Annotated in this window: 14 protein-coding genes; 5 read left to right on the forward strand and 9 right to left on the reverse strand. The window is 35.7% G+C overall.

All coding sequences use genetic code 11. The features are described 5' to 3' along the window. Window positions 1-123: 123 nt before the first annotated feature. The 9 genes from KBJ98_RS10925 to panC all read right to left on the reverse strand — a co-directional run bounded on the left by KBJ98_RS10925 (window position 124) and on the right by panC (window position 7,139). Window positions 124-636, reverse strand: coding sequence for a hypothetical protein (locus KBJ98_RS10925; protein WP_210790648.1), 513 nt, complete (start codon window positions 634-636; stop codon window positions 124-126). Between the two features lie 173 nt (window positions 637-809). Continuing rightward, window positions 810-1,211 carry a GlcG/HbpS family heme-binding protein gene (locus KBJ98_RS10930; protein ID WP_166132503.1) on the reverse strand — a complete coding sequence of 134 codons (402 nt, stop codon included), beginning with the start codon at window positions 1,209-1,211 and terminating at the stop codon, window positions 810-812. Window positions 1,212-1,221: 10 nt separating this feature from the next. Then, on the reverse strand, window positions 1,222-1,668 hold the full coding sequence (locus KBJ98_RS10935) for an OsmC family protein (protein WP_210790650.1): 447 nt from the start codon (window positions 1,666-1,668) through the stop codon (window positions 1,222-1,224). Window positions 1,669-1,672: 4 nt separating this feature from the next. Next, on the reverse strand, window positions 1,673-2,221 hold the full coding sequence (locus tag KBJ98_RS10940; protein WP_210790652.1) for a YbhB/YbcL family Raf kinase inhibitor-like protein: 549 nt from the start codon (window positions 2,219-2,221) through the stop codon (window positions 1,673-1,675). 88 nt (window positions 2,222-2,309) lie between these two features. Further along, window positions 2,310-3,149, reverse strand: coding sequence for a helix-turn-helix domain-containing protein (locus tag KBJ98_RS10945; RefSeq protein WP_210790655.1), 840 nt, complete (start codon window positions 3,147-3,149; stop codon window positions 2,310-2,312). A gap of 33 nt (window positions 3,150-3,182) precedes the next feature. Next, window positions 3,183-4,544, reverse strand: a complete 1,362-nt coding sequence (gene radA, locus KBJ98_RS10950) for a DNA repair protein RadA (RefSeq protein ID WP_210790658.1) — start codon at window positions 4,542-4,544, stop codon at window positions 3,183-3,185. After that, entirely contained in the window at window positions 4,544-5,692 is a 1,149-nt protein-coding gene (locus tag KBJ98_RS10955; protein ID WP_210790660.1) for an alpha/beta hydrolase, read from the reverse strand. The genes radA and KBJ98_RS10955 overlap by 1 nt, the downstream gene beginning before the upstream one ends. 233 nt (window positions 5,693-5,925) lie before the next feature. Beyond that, window positions 5,926-6,276: an aspartate 1-decarboxylase gene (gene panD / locus KBJ98_RS10960; protein ID WP_210790661.1), complete on the reverse strand. Its 351-nt coding sequence runs from the start codon at window positions 6,274-6,276 to the stop codon at window positions 5,926-5,928. A 14-nt stretch (window positions 6,277-6,290) separates the two neighbouring features. Continuing rightward, the gene (gene panC / locus KBJ98_RS10965) at window positions 6,291-7,139 is read right to left on the reverse strand and encodes a pantoate--beta-alanine ligase (protein ID WP_210790663.1); all 849 of its coding nucleotides are present in this window, start codon (window positions 7,137-7,139) and stop codon (window positions 6,291-6,293) included. Between the two features lie 108 nt (window positions 7,140-7,247). Here panC and KBJ98_RS10970 point away from each other — a divergent pair, with 108 nt between their 5' ends. From KBJ98_RS10970 to KBJ98_RS10990, 5 genes are all read left to right on the forward strand, one after another. Then, window positions 7,248-8,054: a glycogen/starch synthase gene (locus KBJ98_RS10970; RefSeq protein WP_210790665.1), complete on the forward strand. Its 807-nt coding sequence runs from the start codon at window positions 7,248-7,250 to the stop codon at window positions 8,052-8,054. A 20-nt stretch (window positions 8,055-8,074) separates the two neighbouring features. Beyond that, complete coding sequence (locus KBJ98_RS10975; RefSeq protein ID WP_210790667.1) at window positions 8,075-9,739, forward strand: DUF4270 domain-containing protein; 1,665 nt, start codon at window positions 8,075-8,077, stop codon at window positions 9,737-9,739. 7 nt (window positions 9,740-9,746) lie between these two features. After that, entirely contained in the window at window positions 9,747-11,594 is a 1,848-nt protein-coding gene (gene glmS, locus KBJ98_RS10980; RefSeq protein WP_210790668.1) for a glutamine--fructose-6-phosphate transaminase (isomerizing), read from the forward strand. 338 nt (window positions 11,595-11,932) lie between these two features. Continuing rightward, window positions 11,933-14,743, forward strand: coding sequence for a TonB-dependent receptor domain-containing protein (locus KBJ98_RS10985; RefSeq protein WP_210790670.1), 2,811 nt, complete (start codon window positions 11,933-11,935; stop codon window positions 14,741-14,743). A 28-nt stretch (window positions 14,744-14,771) separates the two neighbouring features. Then, entirely contained in the window at window positions 14,772-16,250 is a 1,479-nt protein-coding gene (locus tag KBJ98_RS10990) for an SGNH/GDSL hydrolase family protein (RefSeq protein ID WP_166132491.1), read from the forward strand. The last annotated feature ends 139 nt before the right edge of the window (window positions 16,251-16,389 follow it).

The following is a 16,389-nucleotide window of genomic DNA, read 5'->3' on the forward strand; positions in this document are numbered from 1 at the left end:
CCGCTAAAATAGTTAGTTTTTTGATTATTAGTCCTCAGGTGTTTTAAAGTTTAATAAATTCTTAGCAATTAAGATCTAGTGAAGAACTATGTTTTGGGATTAAAATCAACCTAATTAAAAGATTTATTTTAAATCATGTAGTAGGTGGTCTATTTCTCGTTTTTGAATAGCATATTTTTCTTGAAGTAAGGAACCTTCGCCCATACGAGTGTAATATTCTAACGCTTTGTTAGCAAAAAAGCGTTTGTGTGTATCGCCCAATATTGGAACATTAGGAAATTGATAATGAAAAATCATTTCATAGTACGCTTGCCATTCTCTCTCGTTTTTGTCAGCAACAGAATTTTGAGGTGTTTTTTGACTCACATGAATCATCTCGTGCAGCAACAAGTTGAGCATTAAGGGCAAATGAAATTCGAAAGTATTTTCCGGAATCCGAATAATTTGAGGTCCAGCAAGTGGTCCTTCGGTAGTCATTAAAATAAAGTCGGGTTTTGCTTTTTCTCTGAGTTCAAAACCCTTGAAATTAGGGTGTGTCAATCCGTATTCTTCAATCAAGAACTGCGCTGCAGCAATCGTTTCTCCCATTTCATGAAAGGAGTGTACAATTTGTAGTTGGTCTTGGTAAGTTTTCATTGTAGTAAATTAGTGCAGTTTATTTCAGTTTCTTGATGAGCAAAAGCATGGTAAATATATACTTTATTCAGTCTTATTCATAATCGAGTGAACTCTTCTAGCTTGCAGACTTAAAACAAAAAAGCCTAACAAAGTAAATGTTTGTTAGGCTTTTAAATATTAGGTTTTGTAAGTTACAGGATCGCTTTGGCTGCAAATTCTGCTACAGTATGATCGTCTTCTACGGTGCTTCCACTTACTCCAATAGCCCCAATCACTTCACCAGCATTGTTTTTGATAACAACACCTCCAGGAAAAGTAATCAATCCGCCATTACTGTGCTCTATGTTGTACAACGGAGCATCAGGTTTTACCAAAGGAGTTAAAGTGGCAGTGTCCATCGTGAACCATGCTGATGTTTTTGCTTTTTTGAATGAAATGTCAATAGAACCTATCCATGCGCCATCCATTCTTGCGAATGCTACTAAATTAGCACCTGCATCTACTACGCAAATGTCCATTTTAGTTCCAATTTCTTCTGATTTGATTTTTGCTGCAGCGATTACTGCTTCTGCTTGTTGTAATGTAATGTTCATCTTTTTAAACTTATTTGGTTGTAAATTGGGTAATTAATTCAATTGGAGTTGCACCTAGAGCTTTACTGATTGGGCATCCAAGTTTTACTTCTTCAGCTAATTCGTTAAATTGTGCTTCGGTCATTCCGCTAACTTCACCAGTTAAATGAAGTTTGATTACTGATATTTCAAATCCATCGCCAACAGCGTCGAGTGCTACTTTGGCCTCAACTTGTAAAACTTCTGGAGTAAAACCAGCTTGAGTGACAGCAAAACTCAATGCCATTGCAAAACATCCTGCGTGAGCTGCTGCTAATAGCTCCTCCGGATTGGTGCCTTGTGTGCCATCTGCATTTTCAAAACGAGAACTAAAGCTGTAAGGAGTATTGTTAAAAAATTGATTTTTAGAGTTTAGAGTTCCTTTACCATCTAATCCAGTACCGTTCCAAGTGGCGGTCGCTTTACGTAATGTTCCCATAGTTTTATCTTTTATAGTGTGCTACAATAGTTGCTTTTGCAATGGTGTTGGCCCATAGATTGTAACCAACTAATTCTGGATTAGCAGTTGCATCTAGTCCTAAATTATCTGTTTTTAATGCGTAAACTGTAAAAATGTAAGTGTGAATTCCGTGGCCTACGGGCGGACATGGACCTCCAAAACCAGTTGCGCCAAAGCTTGTAGTACTTTGAATTGTTCCTGCGGGCATTAAATTTAAGGCTGGATTTCCTGCTTTTGAAGCAATTTCATTACTATTTGATGGAATGTTAAAAGCTACCCAATGCCACCAGCCTGCTCCTGTAGGCGCATCTGGATCGTAGCACGTAATAGCAAAACTTTTGGTTCCTTCTGGAGCATTTGCCCAGCTTAATTGAGGTGAAGCATTGTTTCCGTTACAGCCAAATCCATTGAACTCATTCTGAATGGTAAACGATCCGCCCATATCTTTACTGCTCAGAGTAAACGTTTTTTGAGCAAAAAGAGTACCTGTAAAAAGTAATACAGCTGATAAAAATAAAATTGATTTCTGCATGATTAATGTTTTAAAAATTACATTACAAAAGTCAGTATTATGGCAGGAAACTCTAAAACTAAAAAGTTCAAAAAATGTTGCTAAAAGGTCAAATATTAATTTGTGATTGTTTGGGAGTTGTTCCAAATTTATTTTTGTACGCTTGAACAAAACTCGATAAATTTTCAAAACCTATTTCTTCGTAAACATCAGAGGCGCGCATTTTTTTGGTTTGCAACAAGTAAGCAGCATGTTCAAGTCTCTTTTCTTGAAACCATCGAATTGGGCTTGTTTGAAATTCTTTATCAAAGTTGCGTTTAAAAGTAGAAACGCTCATGTTACACAAAAACGAAAGTTCTTGTATGCTTAAATTGTTCAAAGCATTCTTGTGCATCGTATCTACAAAAGATTTTGCCGATGAGTTTTGATGATGAACAAAATTCAATAAAAAATCGATTCCCTTCATTTGCACAAGATACAGTAGAATTTCCTCAAATTTTAACGGTAGCATTTTGTTAATAAAATCAACAGGTTGCGTTTGAAGGTGAACCAAACTTTTAACAATATTTTGAATTACGCGATCGTATTCTGTGATAATAAAAGGATCGTTATTTTGTTTGTGATTGTTCTTGTAATCGTATTTTTTCAGAAAGTCTTCAACGGCTTTGTCCGAAAAAAATAGCAACATGCTGCGGTAATTTTGGCTCAAAGAAATGCTTTCGCTCATTAAGCAATTGCCCGCTTTGATAATGACAAATTTATCGTTTTCGATTCGCGTTGTGTGGTTTTGAGTGATGAGTTCTTTAGTACCATTGAGCAGAAAACTAAAAACATTTTTAGATAGTTGCACCTTGTTTTTGTTGATGCTTTTCGAAATAAAATACTCATACAGTTGTAGTTCACTATCGCTGTTGGTTTCTATCTGCTCAGGTAAATATTGAATTTCCATCTTATGATTTAAAATTTTCTACAATAAATATAGTTATCCAAAGAGCTCACTCGCTACATCTTCTATTTTGGCGACCATTCTAATTTGTATACCTGTGCTTTTCAAAGTGATTTTATTGTATTTGGATACAAAAATGGTAGAAAATCCTAATTTTTCAGCTTCTTGAATTCGCTGATCTACTCGGTTTACCGGACGTATTTCGCCCGAAAGTCCAACTTCGCCTGCAAAACAAAAATCTTTATTGACCGCAATATCTTCATTAGAAGATAGAATCGCAGCAACAACAGCCAAGTCAATAGCGGGATCGTCTACCGAAATTCCTCCCGTGATGTTCAAGAAAACGTCTTTGGCGCCAAGCCTAAAACCCGCTCTTTTTTCGAGTACTGCCAAAATCATGTTGAGTCTTTTAGCATTGTAGCCTGTAGTGCTTCGTTGCGGCGTTCCGTAAACTGCAGTGCTTACGAGTGCTTGAATTTCTATCATCAAAGGTCGCATGCCTTCTAGAGTCGAGGCAATTGCAGTTCCTGATAACTCCTCGTTTTTGTGCGAAATTAATATTTCTGATGGGTTGGCTACCTCGCGCAGTCCGCTACCAAGCATTTCATAAATGCCTATTTCGGCTGTAGAACCAAAACGGTTTTTTAGAGAGCGTAAAATTCGATAAACGTGGTTTCGGTCGCCTTCAAACTGCAAAACCGTATCTACCATGTGTTCCAGAATTTTAGGACCAGCAATGTTTCCGTCTTTGGTAATATGTCCAATTAGAATGACGGGAATATTGGTTTCTTTGGCAAATTTGATCAATTCGGCGGTCGTTTCTCGAATTTGAGAAATACTCCCGGGAGTTGATTCAATATAATCCGTATGTAAAGTTTGAATTGAATCGATAATCACAATCTCTGGCTGAATCGCTTCAATTTGTTTGAAGATGTTTTGTGTTTTAGTTTCGGTCAGGATGTAGCAGTTGTCTCCGCTTGGTGTAATCCTTTCGGCACGCATTTTTATTTGTTTCTGACTTTCTTCTCCTGAAACATACAGCGTTTTGTAGGGTAGCTTTAAGGAAATTTGCAACAAAAGCGTACTTTTCCCGATACCTGGTTCACCTCCTAAAAGAATTAAAGAACCAGGTACAATACCTCCACCTAAAACGCGGTTCAATTCGCCATCAGTAGTGTCCATACGAATCTCCTGCGCCGAATCAATCTGGTCAATTCGCAGTGGTCTTGGTGCTTTGCTAGTAGGAGTGGGCTCGCTTTTCCAAGCTACTTTTTCTTGTTTTTGGATAATTTCCTCAGCAATCGTGTTCCATTCTTTGCAGGAGTTGCATTGCCCTTGCCATTTTGCATATTGTGCGCCACAGTTTTGGCAAAAAAAGGTAGTTTTAACTTTTGACATTATTTTTTTGGTGTTTGGCTAACCATATCTTCATATTTTTCGATCATCATGTCTTTGGTGAGATCTCCAATTTCATCTAATTGGGAAGCGTTTTGATATTTTTTGGCCGCTCTTTTTGTGTCTCCTGTTTTTTCATACATCAAACCCAATTGATACTCTGCGAGCATTGATTTAGGGTAATCTTTATTTGACATTTGAGCCAATTGTTCAAGTTCAGGATACGCTTTGTTTTTTAAAATTGCGGCTTCTATTGCCTTAAAATCATTCAATCGGACAGGAGTTTTTATACCGAGTGTTTTTTGTAGCACATCGTATTTGTTTTGGAGATAGTCTGCGTAACCTGATGTAAGTACAGCAATTTTTTCGCTGTATTCAGTTGATGAGATCGGTTTGTAGGTGTCAAAAAAATGATACAATGCACTTGGAATGGAGAAGAGCACTAACGAGTAATGAGAAGCGCCACTAAAATTATCAAACTTGTAATGTAGGTTTGGATTGCTGATTTGTTTGAGTTGTGAGTCGAGTTCTTTTATTGGTGTTTGAATTTTTTTAGTATCGCCTTCACCATTCGAATGGTAATAAAATAAAGGTTTTTTAACCTTGCTCAAGGCGGTTGCTATTTTGGTTTCCATCTCTGGTGCAAATTCGGTTCCAAGTGCCACATATCCATCAAACATAGATTGGTCTTGGTACAAATAATAATTGATGAAACCTGCCGTAAGATCATGTCCTGCAAGGATTCGAAAAGGCGCAACGGGGTATTTTTTTTCTAAAAATGGAACTAATTCAGTTGCGATAAAATTATAAAATTTGGCACTTTGATTACTCGGAAGTCCTGTTTCAGCGTCAAATTCACAGTCAGCGTAGCGCTCTTCATCAGTATTTTGATTGATTCCAACAACGATGCATTCTGGTATATCGTCCCAATACGCACCATAGCTAATTGATCCGTAAAAAGGATCAAACAAATAATCTCCATCTAATAGTATGAGTAAAGGATATTTTTTATTTGGGTTTTTTTCTAGTGATGCCGGAAGCCCAATAGAAAGTGTTCTGGTACTACCTAATTGCTTAGACTCAAACTCAAAGCTTGTTTTTTGTGCCATTACACTCAATGAAAAAAGGAATAAAAGTAGGGTTTGTTTCATAAGGGGTTCTTTTTTTGTTACGCTGTAGCAAATGAAAGGTACTAAGATAGCACAAATATTGGTTTACGAGTTGCAAAAAGTGATAGGTTAAAACGCAGTCAGTTTTTATGTTTTCGAAATATAATGGATTAAAAAAACCATTAAAACGAATTCCTATACAATATCGGAATACGTTTTAATGGTGATATTAGAAAGTGCAATCCTAATTTGTGATTGCATTTTGTGCCTGATTTTTAAGTCAATGAATTGTCATTCTCATTCGGGAAAATAACCCATGGTTTAAAAGTTTTTGCTTCTTCAAAATCCATTCCTGCGTAAGAAATGATAATGATAATGTCATCCTTTTGAACTTTTCTGGCAGCCGGTCCGTTTAAAGTAATAGTACCAGAATTTTTCTCGCCTTTGATGGCATAAGTATCAAAGCGTTCTCCATTATTGATGTTAACAATAGAAACTTTTTCGCCTTCAATAATATTAGAGGCTTCTAAAAGTGCCTCGTCAATTGTAATAGATCCGATATAATTTAAATCAGCCCCTGTAACTTTTACACGGTGGATTTTCGATTTTAAAACTTGAATTTGCATGCTACAAAAGTAATTTAATTTAATGAAATGGTGTCAATTAAGCGAATATTGTTAACTAAAACAGCTATGAACGCGCGGTATTTTTTGTTTTTATTTTTTCTAACGCAAGAAACTAAAGTAGCTTCGTCAGCAATTGTAAAATATTCGAGTGTAAATCGAGGGTTTTTATCAAAATATTTGGTAACCCATTTGCCAATATCGGCAGTGCTTTTTGTCGCAAATTGAGACCGAGCACCAAGTAATGCTTGGTAAATCAAGGCGGCTTCAGCACGTTCTTCAACAGATAAGCGCTCGTTTCTTGAACTCATGGCCAACTCATTCGATTCTCTATAAATGGGGCAACCAATAACATTAACCGGTAAGTTATTTTTGGCTACCATTTTTTTAACAATTTGAAGTTGCTGAAAATCTTTTTCGCCAAAATAAGCATTTTGTGGGGTAACAATTTCAAATAATCGTTTTACGATAGTACCTACTCCGTTAAAATGACCGGGTCTAAAACGTCCTTCCATCTGATTTTCCAATCCGTCAAAATCAAAATGTTCTGATGAAGGAGTGCCCTCGTATAAATCTTCAACAGCAGGTGCATACAAGACAATAGTAGGATCTAGCGCATTAAGTTTAGCTACATCTTGATCTAATGTACGTGGGTATTTTGCCAAATCTTCAGGGTTGTTAAACTGTGTTGGATTCACAAAAATACTCACCACCGTTGTGGTGTTTTCTTGAAGTGATCTTTGCATTAAAGCCAGGTGACCTTCGTGTAAAGCGCCCATTGTTGGGACAAACCCAATCGTTGAATGGAGTGTTTGTATCGATTTCAAATAGTCCATCAAAGATGCTTTTCCGTAGAAAATAGGCATGGCTGTATTATTAAAATTAAATGCAAACTTACTATTTTAGTTAATAACTGCATAAAATTTTGTAATTTTGCGTGGTTTTTATTGCCAATAAACAAAGTAAATTACAATATGAAAGATAAGAGGATATTATATGTATCATCTGAAGTGGTGCCGTATCTCGCTGAAAACGAGGTCTCTTTAATGTCTTATGACGTGCCTAAAATGATCAATGATCAAGGTGGACAGATAAGAATTTTTATGCCAAGGTATGGAAATATTAACGAGAGAAGACATCAATTACACGAGGTAATTAGACTTTCGGGGATGAATTTGGTAGTGAATGATCTCGATATGCCTTTGATTATTAAGGTGGCTTCGATACCAAAAGAGCGTATTCAAGTTTATTTTATTGATAACGATGAATATTTTAAAAGGAAAGCCACATTTGCTGATGAAGAAGGTGTTATGTATCCTGATAATGACGAACGAGCTATCTTTTTTGCAAAAGGTGTTGTAGAGACAGTAAAAAAACTAAATTGGGTTCCAGATATTATTCACGTACACGGTTGGATGGCCGCTATGCTACCAGTGTATATGAAACATTTCTATAAAAACGAAGCTTTATTTTCGGACACAAAAATCGTTACATCTGTTTATAGTCAATCTTTTGATGGTACTCTAGATGCAGAAATGATTAACAAAGTAAAATTCGACGGTGTTCCTGATGATGCTATTGCAGACTTAGAAGTGCCTAATTTCGAAAATATTATGAAGGCAACCGTACTGCATTCGGACGCGGTGATTATTGCGGCCGATAACCTCTCATCAAGTTTAACAAAATTTATAGAGTCTTCAGGAAAACCTTTTTTACCTTTCACCGCGAAAGGTGCTTTTGCAGAAGCGTATACAAACTTCTATAAAAATGAAGTGCTATAAAATTAAACTTTTTTGATCCTATGATTAACAATTCTTTTTTTAAGAACATTTTCCTCTTGTTTAGTGTTATTTTTTTAACTTCTTGTGATAAAGAATTTAATGAAATTGGTGGTGACTTGATAGGTGAAAATAACTTTGACCTTAGTAAACAGTCTTACAGTGTTTTGGGATATACCCAAAAAACAAATGCTGTCCAATCAAATAATCTGGAGGTAAACCCTTTAGGTATTTACAATGACTCTAATTTTGGTCAAACGAGTGCAAACTTTAATACGCAACTCACATTAGAGTCTGTGGTTACTTCTGTCGGTGCGAATCCATTTGTGGAAAGTGTTGTTTTAACAATTCCGTACTTTGTGGATAATACACAGACTAAATTAAATACTGATGGCACGAGAACCTATGTTTTAGATTCTATTTATGGTCCTGAAAAAGCCAAAATGAAGTTAGGTGTTTATGAATCAGGTTTCTTCATGAGAGACCTAGATCCAGCTACAGCATTTAAATCTCCACAAAAATATTATAGCAATCAAAATGCTGATTTTGACGGCTTAAAATTGCCTACATTGCTAAACGACAACGCTGATAAATCGCAAAACGAAGAGTTTTTCTTTGATTCAAAAGAGCTTTCTGTGGTTACCACAGATACGGTTACTAGTGCAAAAACTACTACTTATTCGCCACCTGCTATGCAGTTAACGCTTAATAAAAGTTACTTTAAAACCAAAATTATTGATGCCATAAACTCTGGTAAATTAGCTTCAAATGAAGTGTTTAAAAACTATTTTAGAGGCTTGTATTTTAAAATTGAAAAAATACCTGGAAGCGCTGGAAACATGGCGATGTTAGATTTTTCAAAAGGTAAAATTACCATTAAATACAATGAAGATGGTACGCCAGCTGCTGGTGCTACAAAAGTGCCGAGGGTTAAGAAAACTATCGAATTGAATCTTAGAGGTAATTCTGTTAGTTTATTAACTAATGATTTTTCATCTTCAGGTGCAGCATACAATGCGCTTCCTAATACGGGAAATACGACAGAAGGTGATGATAAATTATTTTTGAGAGGTGGAGAAGGTGCTGTTTCAATCTTAGAATTGTTCAATAAAACTGACTTGAAAGGATACGATGCAAATGGTGTTTTGGGTGGGCCAAATGGAATATCAGATGAATTGGATGATTTAAGAAATCCTGCAGATGGTAAAAAGTTGTTGGTTAATGAGGCTAACCTTGTTTTTCATATAGATGCTGCAAGTATGGCTGCCAGTAAAGAGCCCCAGCGTATTTATGTTTACGATTACACCAACAATCGCCCAATAGTTGATTTTACTTTAGATCCATCAACCAATGCTGCTGATCCTAAAAAATCGAAATCTATTCTTGATGGTTTAATTCGTAAAGATGCTACTTCAAAAAGGGGAACAACGTACAAAGTGCGAATTACAAATCAAATTCGTAACTTGATTAATAATAAAGACTCCACTAATGTGAAATTAGGTGTCGTAGTGACTGAATCAATTGCTGTTTCAAATTCTTATTCCGTAAGAAATGCAAATAGTTTTATAAAACAAGTGCCGAAGGCATCAGTGATGAATCCGCTTGGAACCATTATTTTTGGTGGAAAATCGAGCGTGCCAGCTGATAAAAGGCTAAAACTTGAAATTTATTTTACAAAACCTAATTAAGTAGATTATGTGTGGAATCGTTGGATATATTGGATACAGAGAAGCGTATCCTATTGTAATTAAAGGATTAAAAAGGCTGGAATATAGAGGTTATGATAGTGCAGGAGTAATGCTGTACGACGGATCTAGTATACAAGTAACTAAAACCAAAGGTAAGGTTGTCGATCTTGAGGCTAAGGCATCTTCTGATATGGCAATTTCGGGATCTATTGGAGTTGGTCACACCCGTTGGGCTACTCACGGTGTTCCTAATGATGTCAATTCACATCCTCATTTATCAAATTCTGGAGATTTAGCTATTGTTCACAATGGTATCATTGAGAATTATGCGCCCCTAAAAGAAGAGCTTATAAAGAGAGGGTATATATTTCATTCAGATACTGATACTGAAGTGTTAGTAAATTTGATTGAAGAAGTACAGAAAAAAGATAAATTAAAACTAGGAAAAGCGGTTCAAGTAGCATTAAATCAAGTTGTTGGTGCTTATGCTATTGCGGTATTTGATAAAAAAAATCCTAATGAAATAGTTGCGGCACGTTTAGGTAGTCCTTTAGCTATTGGTGTAGGTGAAGGTGAGTTTTTTATTGCATCTGATGCATCGCCATTCATCGAGTATACATCTAATGCTATTTACTTAGAAGACGGAGAAATGGCTAACATTAGGTTGCATAAACCAATGAAGGTTCGTAAAATTAAAGATGACTCTTTGGTAAATCCAACTATTCAAGAGCTACAAATGAATTTGGAGCAAATTGAAAAAGGAGGTTACGATCACTTCATGATGAAAGAAATTTATGAACAACCTAGTGTAATTAAGGATACTTATCGTGGTAGACTTCATGCACATGAAGGTTTGATTCAAATGGCTGGAATTGAAGATAATTTAGAGAAATTTTTAAATGCTGATCGTATTCTAATCGTTGCGTGTGGAACTTCTTGGCATGCTGGTTTGGTGGCTGAATATATTTTTGAAGAATTTGCCAGAATTCCTGTAGAGGTAGAATATGCTTCTGAATTCAGATATAGAAATCCAATCATTAGTAGTAAAGATATTGTTATAGCAATTTCACAATCAGGGGAAACTGCAGATACTATGGCTGCTATTAAGTTGGCTAAAGAACATGGTGCTTTCGTTTTTGGAGTTTGTAATGTGGTAGGCTCTTCTATTTCTAGAGAAAGTCACGCAGGTGCCTATACGCATGCTGGTCCAGAAATTGGAGTAGCGTCTACAAAGGCATTTACAACGCAAATTACAGTTTTAACGATGATTGCCTTGCGTTTGGCTAAAGCAAAAGGAACTTTGTCAAATTCTGTATTTCATGCTTACCTTGAGGAATTAGAAATTATTCCAGAGAAAGTTAAAGAGGCTCTGGAGACAAATCAAGTAGCACAAGAAATCGCAGCTGTATTTAAAGATGCTTCAAATTGCTTGTACTTAGGTCGTGGATATAATTTCCCAGTTGCCTTAGAGGGTGCGTTAAAGTTAAAGGAGATATCATACATTCACGCTGAAGGTTATCCTGCTGCCGAAATGAAGCATGGTCCAATTGCGTTAATTGATGAGCATATGCCTGTTGTTGTAATTGCTCCTAAGCAAGGTCACTATGATAAGATTGTTAGTAATATTCAAGAAATTAAATCTCGTAGCGGAAAAATTATTGCTGTAGTAACTAAAGGAGATACGCAAGTTCGCGAGTTGGCTGATTACGTGATTGAGATTCCAGAAACCTCAGATGCGCTTTCGCCACTAATTACTACAATTCCCTTACAGTTATTGTCTTACCATATAGCGGTAATGCGTGGTTGTAATGTTGATCAACCTCGTAACCTAGCAAAATCAGTTACAGTAGAATAAGTTAAAATATTTTTTTATAATAGCCCTGAAAGTTCAACTTTCGGGGCTTTTTTTTTGCTTTAGAAATGTGAAAAATAGTATAAATTTTAGTGTTTTTTGCACTTTTGTCAAATATCTAAAATTTAATAAAAATTTTGAGATTAATGTATTTTTTGTATGCATGCATAATGAAATTATATTTATTTGTCTTAAAAATTAACATTAAATAATCTTTTGCAAATAGCAATTAAGCGTAAGTGGTGTATTATAAATGCTGATTCCGAATTTTTTCTACTACTTTTTTATTAATATCAAAAATATTTGTACTTTGGCCTCATAAACCAACAAATTATAGCCCAATGAGAGTGTATTTACTTTTTTTGACATTGTTTTTTTGTAGCCTTACGTTTGCGCAAAATTCAATTTCAGGTGTTGTTACAGACAGTAACAACCAGCCTATTCCTGGAGCCAATATCAAACTTCTAGGAGATGCTGCCAGCACAACGACAGACGTTGACGGTGCTTTTACTTTAAAATCAAATAAAAAACCACCGTTTGTAATTGAAATTACAAGTATTGGTTTTGCATCTCAAAAGGTTTCTGTTGCTTCATCAACTCAAAAAATTGTTGTTAAATTATTAGATGAAGAGAATAAACTAGATGAAATCGTGGTATCTGCGTCAAGAACTCCAGAGCGTGTGCTTGAGTCGCCAGTAACCATTGAAAGAATGGGTACTGCTGAAATTAAAAAAACAGCTTCACCATCTTTTTATGACGGATTAGAAAACATGAAAGAAGTTCAAATGAATACTTCTAGTATGTCATTCAAGTCGATCAATACTCGTGGATTTGCTTCTGTAGCCAATACTCGTTTTATGCAATTAGTAGACGGTATGGATAACTCCTCTCCGTTATTAAACTTTGTGTTAGGAAACCTAATAGGGGTTTCGGAAATTGATGTTCAGTCAGTTGAATTATTACCAGGAGCTTCTTCGGCTTTGTATGGTGCGAATGCATTTAACGGAATTTTGTTCATGACTAGTAAAAGTCCATTTACAAGCGAAGGTATTAGAGCATATGCTAAATTTGGTCAAACTACTCAAAAAGCAGCCGGTACAAATGACTACGTAGATTATGGAGTGCGTATGGCAAAAGCTTTCAATAAATATGTAGCAGGTAAAGCAAACTTTGCTTACATGAAAGGTACGGAATGGCATGCAGTAAATTATGATGATAAAACTAGAATGGGAGTTGATAGAAATTCAATTGACTATGATGGTATCAATGTTTACGGTGACGAAGTTGCTACTAACATTAAAAATGTTGGACAAGCTCTTGCGGCTCAAAACATAATTCCAGCATCTGCGGTAAATTTATTACCAAACAGAAATGTAAGTAGAACTGGTTATAATGAAGTTGATTTGACAGATAATAAAGTGTCAAATACAAAAATTGATTTATCGTTACATGTACGTCCTTTTGGTGACGAAAGACTAGAGGTTATTGTTCAAAGTAAATTTGGTTTTGGTAACACGGTGTACCAAGGTGCTAACAGATATTACTTGAATAACTTTTTTATGCAGCAACATAAAATTGAATTCAAGGGTAAAAACTTTTTCTTAAGAGGTTATACTACTACTGAGGATGGTGGTAATTCATATGATATGTTGTTTACAGGTATCAACGTAAACAGAAAGTGGAAAAGTGATGCAACATGGTTTGGTCAATATGCCGGTGCTTACGTACAGTCAACTTTAGGAGGTTTCACTCCAGAGCAAGCGCATGCAAGAGCAAGAGCTTCAGCTGATTCAGGAAGATTTTTACCAGGAACTCCAGAGTTTAAAAATGCTTTTGCTCAAGTTACCAACGAAGCAAGTGTTTTATCTGGTTCAAAATTGGTTGATAATTCTAAAATTTATCACTCAGATGTAAATTACAATTTCAAAGACATTATTAAAGTAGCAGAGATTCAAGTTGGAGGTTCTTTTAGACAATATGAATTGAATTCTTTTGGTCGTATTTACACAGATGCTAATGGACCAATTCGTTATGACGAGTACGGAATGTATACTCAAGTGATGAAAAAATTTATTGACGATCGATTGAAATTTACTGGGTCGCTTCGTTATGATAAAGCACAAAATTTTGATGGGAATTATTCTCCAAGAGTGTCTTTGGTTTATTCTGCTGGGGAAAACAAAAATCATAATTTCAGAGGTTCATTCCAAACAGGTTTTAGAAATCCATCTACTCAAGATCAATACATTGGTTTCAATGTTGGTAGTGCTATCTTGCTTGGGTCAGCTCCAGATAACTTAACTCGTTTTACAGAGACTTTACCAGTTAATGGTACTGTTGGTCAGGCTAACAATAATGGAAACGCTACAGTTACTATTGATGGAAGAAGAGCTTATGAGAATTCATATCTTGCTTCGTCTGTATTAGCATTTTCTGCTGCTGGAAACCCAGCTTTACTTAAAAAAACAAATGCTGGTCTTGTTAAACCAGAAGAAGTGAAAGCTTTTGAATTAGGATATCGTTCTTTTATCAATAAAACTTCTATTGATATTAATGGGTATTACAATATATACAACAACTTCATTGGAAACTTAAATGTGATTACTCCATTGTATGGTTTAGCACTAGATGGTGGTGGATTAACTAATCCTGAAGGTCCAAAAGCGATACAAGCTTTACAAAGTGGTAATACAAGAACTTTTCAGTTATACACTAATACTCCAATTGAAATCGAGTCAATTGGTTTCGGAATTGGATTGTCTAGAAAAGTATACAAAGAATTTGAGATTGGAGCCAATTATAACTATGCTGAATTCAGTTTTGATCAATCAAAAGATCCAAGTTTTGAAGCTGGTTTCAATACTCCAAAACATAGAGTAAAGGCATCTATTGGAAATGAGAAATTATTTAAAAATTTTGGATTTAACGTAAGCGGAAGATGGAATAGTGAGTACTTATGGCAATCTTCTTTTGCTGATGGAGTTATCGCTTCAGCAACAGTTATCGATGCGCAATTGAATTATAATTTCCCATCTTTAAAATCAACATTCAAACTTGGAGCTTCAAATATTGGTGGTAAAGAATATGGTCAGGTTTTAGGAGCTGGTTTAATTGGTCAGCAGTATTTTGCATCTTGGACAATCAACCCATAAGCAATCATTCATAATAAAATAAATTACAATGATAAAAAATTTCAAATGGCTATTATTTGCTTCGTTAGCATTTGTAGCGTGTAATAACGAAGAGGAAGTAGTGGTAGATGCTAACTCATCTGATGGAAAACCTTTAACAGCAGGTTCTGCGGTGGTGACTAAGTATGTTGCACTAGGGGATTCTTATGCGGCTGGTTTTAGTGATAATGCTCTTTTTAAAACAGCGCAAGAAGGTTCTTATGCAAACATTATTGCACAACAGTTTGCTTTAGCAGGAGGAGGTGAGTTCAAAACTCCCTTTATGAACGATAATACAGGAGGACTTTTGTTAAATGGTAATGTGATTCTTGGAACCAGATTGTTTTTTAATGGTGCGGCACCAGTTTCGGTTCCTGGAAGGCCTACAACAGAAGTAACGACTAAATTGACTGGGCCTTTCAATAATATGGGTGTTCCAGGTGCAAAGAGTTATCATTTGGTAGCTCCAAATTATGGTAATGTAGCCGGTGTGGCTACTGGAGCTGCTAATCCGTATTTTGCACGATTTGCTTCAACAGCTGCAACAACTGTTGTTGCTGACGCTGTAGCTCAAGCGCCAACCTTCTTCTCTTTATGGATTGGTGGTAATGATGTTTTGGGTTATGCAACTTCTGGAGGTTCAGGAAGAAACCAAACAGGTAATTTAAATCCTGCTACCTATGCTAGTAATGATATTACAGATCCAAATGTTTTTGCAAGTGCGTTTAATGGAATTGTAAATGCTATGACTGCTAATGGAGCTAAAGGTGTTGTGGCTAATTTGCCTTATGTAACGGCTTTGCCATATTTTACAACAGTACCTTTTAATCCAGTAAATTTAACAGCAACTGCAGCTGCACAGTTAAATACTGGATATGCAGCTTACAATGCAGGTTTACAATCAATGGTAAATGCTAATTTATTGACTGCTGCTGAAGCTACAAGAAGAACAATCAATTTTAAAGCTGGTGCCAATGCAGTAGTTATTGTAGATAGTTATTTAACTGACAGAACTTCTTTCAGTATTCCATCTTTCAGACATGCAACAGCTGATGATTTGATTGTTTTGCCAGCAAGTAGTTTTATTGGTACATTGGTAGGAGGGAATGCTGCTGCTGTTAACGGAGTTTCTGTACCTCTTGCTGATAACTGGGTTTTGTCAAAAGAAGAAATTGCTGAAGTAAAAGTAGCTACTGATGCCTACAATGCAACAATTCAATCAGTTGCAACTGCAAAAGGTTTAGCTTTCGTAGAATTGAAAGGTGTTACAGATAAATTAGCTAGTGGTGGTATTGTGTATAATGGTTTTAATACAACTTCTGCTTTTATTTTTGGAGGAATGTTCTCATTAGATGGAGTACACCCAAGTCCAAGAGGATATGCAATTATTGCTAATTTATTTACTGATGCTATAAATGTAAAATTTGGAGCTAACTTTAAAAACAAAAACGTAGGTACGTACCGCATTTTGTACCCTGCTTCGTTATAGCTTAAAAATAAAATTTAGTTAATTAGGAAGGCCATCTGCAGTTTTGCAGGTGGTTTTTTTTTGAGGATTATGCGATGCTTTGATGGTTTTTGACTCATTTCTAGCATATCTATTAAAATACTCCAATTTTTATAAAAAA

Source organism: Flavobacterium erciyesense, from assembly GCF_018069925.1.
Taxonomy (GTDB): domain Bacteria; phylum Bacteroidota; class Bacteroidia; order Flavobacteriales; family Flavobacteriaceae; genus Flavobacterium; species Flavobacterium erciyesense.

Coding starts and splice junctions, on each gene's coding strand:
- KBJ98_RS10945 (WP_210790655.1), bottom strand. CDS start 3,149: ATGGAAATTCAATATTTACCTGAGCAGATAGAAACCAACAGCGATAGT.
- KBJ98_RS10985 (WP_210790670.1), top strand. CDS start 11,933: ATGAGAGTGTATTTACTTTTTTTGACATTGTTTTTTTGTAGCCTTACG.
- glmS (WP_210790668.1), top strand. CDS start 9,747: ATGTGTGGAATCGTTGGATATATTGGATACAGAGAAGCGTATCCTATT.
- panC (WP_210790663.1), bottom strand. CDS start 7,139: ATGCCTATTTTCTACGGAAAAGCATCTTTGATGGACTATTTGAAATCG.
- KBJ98_RS10990 (WP_166132491.1), top strand. CDS start 14,772: ATGATAAAAAATTTCAAATGGCTATTATTTGCTTCGTTAGCATTTGTA.
- KBJ98_RS10935 (WP_210790650.1), bottom strand. CDS start 1,668: ATGGGAACATTACGTAAAGCGACCGCCACTTGGAACGGTACTGGATTA.
- panD (WP_210790661.1), bottom strand. CDS start 6,276: ATGCAAATTCAAGTTTTAAAATCGAAAATCCACCGTGTAAAAGTTACA.
- radA (WP_210790658.1), bottom strand. CDS start 4,544: ATGTCAAAAGTTAAAACTACCTTTTTTTGCCAAAACTGTGGCGCACAA.
- KBJ98_RS10940 (WP_210790652.1), bottom strand. CDS start 2,221: ATGCAGAAATCAATTTTATTTTTATCAGCTGTATTACTTTTTACAGGT.
- KBJ98_RS10975 (WP_210790667.1), top strand. CDS start 8,075: ATGATTAACAATTCTTTTTTTAAGAACATTTTCCTCTTGTTTAGTGTT.
- KBJ98_RS10955 (WP_210790660.1), bottom strand. CDS start 5,692: ATGAAACAAACCCTACTTTTATTCCTTTTTTCATTGAGTGTAATGGCA.
- KBJ98_RS10930 (WP_166132503.1), bottom strand. CDS start 1,211: ATGAACATTACATTACAACAAGCAGAAGCAGTAATCGCTGCAGCAAAA.
- KBJ98_RS10925 (WP_210790648.1), bottom strand. CDS start 636: ATGAAAACTTACCAAGACCAACTACAAATTGTACACTCCTTTCATGAA.
- KBJ98_RS10970 (WP_210790665.1), top strand. CDS start 7,248: ATGAAAGATAAGAGGATATTATATGTATCATCTGAAGTGGTGCCGTAT.